We start from the raw sequence: 1,708 nt of genomic DNA, 5'->3' as shown, positions 1-1,708 counted from the left end.
CTAATCAATTGGTAGAGGAGCATTCTTAAAGGGAAGAAGCTGTACCGGAAGGAGCAGTGGACTTTTAAGAAGAGAGAATGCCGGAATGAGTAGCGAGAGGAAGGTGGGAATCCTTCCGGCCGAATATCTAAGGTTTCCAGAGTAAAGCTGATCTGCTCTGGGTAAGTCGGGGCCTAAGGCGAGGTCGAAAGACGTAGTCGATGGACAACAGGTTGAAATTCCTGTACTATGATATAACAGAACTGTGGGGACACGTGTGGAGAGCGGGAGCCGGGAATGGAAAGCCCGGTGCAAGCGAAGTAGGAGAGGAGTTGGCAAATCCGCTTCTCAATCTGAAGACGTGATGCGGACCGAACTGAGAGTAGGGAAGCCCGTGAGCCATGCGTCAAGAAAAGCCGCTATTGTTTATATCATACCCGTACCGTAAACCGACACAGGTGGATGAGGAGAGAATCCTAAGGCCGACGGGAGAAGCATTGTTAAGGAACTCGGCAAAATGACTCCGTAACTTCGGGAGAAGGAGTGCCAGTGAGAACTGGCCGCAGAGAATTGGCCCAAGCAACTGTTTAGCAAAAACACAGGTCTATGCAAAACCGAAAGGTGAAGTATATGGGCTGACGCCTGCCCGGTGCTGGAAGGTTAAGGGGAGAGGTTAGCGTAAGCGAAGCTTTGAACTTAAGCCCCAGTAAACGGCGGCCGTAACTATAACGGTCCTAAGGTAGCGAAATTCCTTGTCGGGTAAGTTCCGACCCGCACGAAAGGCGTAATGATTTGGGCACTGTCTCGACAATGCACCCGGTGAAATTGAAATACCAGTGAAGATGCTGGTTACCTGCGCCAGGACGGAAAGACCCCATGGAGCTTTACTCCAGCTTGATACTGGGATTCGGTATTGCATGTACAGGATAGGTGGGAGACTGAGAAGTATTTACGCCAGTAGATACAGAGTCGCTGTTGGGATACCACCCTTGCAGTACTGGGTTTCTAACCAGCAGCCGTGACCCGGCTGGGGGACAATGTCAGGTGGGGAGTTTGACTGGGGCGGTCGCCTCCGAAAGGGTATCGGAGGCGCTCAAAGGTTCCCTCAGAATGGTCGGAAACCATTCAAAGAGTGCAAAGGCAGAAGGGAGCTTGACTGCGACACCGACGGGTGGAGCAGGTACGAAAGTAGGACTTAGTGATCCGGTGGTATAAAGTGGGATTGCCATCGCTCAACGGATAAAAGCTACCCTGGGGATAACAGGCTTATCACTCCCAAGAGTTCACATCGACGGAGTGGTTTGGCACCTCGATGTCGGCTCATCGCATCCTGGGGCTGAAGTAGGTCCCAAGGGTTGGGCTGTTCGCCCATTAAAGCGGTACGCGAGCTGGGTTCAGAACGTCGTGAGACAGTTCGGTCCCTATCCGGCGTGGGCGTAGGATATTTGAGAGGAGCTGCCCTTAGTACGAGAGGACCGGGGTGGACTGGCCGCTGGTGTATCTGTTGCACTGCCAAGTGCATGGCAGAGTAGCCAAGCCGGGACGGGATAAACGCTGAAGGCATCTAAGCGTGAAGCCCCCCTCAAGATGAGATATCCCAACGCAAGTTGTAAGACCCCTTGAAGACGACGAGGTAGATAGGACAGAGGTGGAAGTGCAGTAATGTATGGAGCTGACTGTTACTAATCGGTCGAGGGCATAACCAAGTGGTGATAGGAGAATGGATGGA

General features: G+C 52.5%; 2 protein-coding genes and 1 other annotated feature (1 of these 3 cut by a window edge). Both genes read left to right on the top strand.

Annotated features, from left to right (window positions below):
* Positions 1-1,685 (top strand) — a sequence feature (most likely nonfunctional fraction of RNA operon); it begins 2,798 nt to the left of the window's first position.
* Positions 201-344 carry a hypothetical protein gene (locus ACESPO_RS13215; RefSeq protein ID WP_499788983.1) on the top strand — a complete coding sequence of 48 codons (144 nt, stop codon included), beginning with the start codon at positions 201-203 and terminating at the stop codon, positions 342-344. Its footprint overlaps the feature before it by 144 nt.
* On the top strand, positions 1,024-1,194 hold the full coding sequence (locus ACESPO_RS13210; protein WP_499788982.1) for a hypothetical protein: 171 nt from the start codon (positions 1,024-1,026) through the stop codon (positions 1,192-1,194). It lies within the feature at positions 1-1,685.
* Positions 1,686-1,708: the final 23 nt, after the last annotated feature.

Source organism: Coprococcus sp. HPP0074 (genome assembly GCF_964238105.1).
In the GTDB taxonomy this organism is placed as follows: Bacteria; Bacillota; Clostridia; order Lachnospirales; family Lachnospiraceae; genus Faecalimonas; species Faecalimonas umbilicata.
This window is presented reverse-complemented; position numbering and strand designations above follow the sequence as displayed.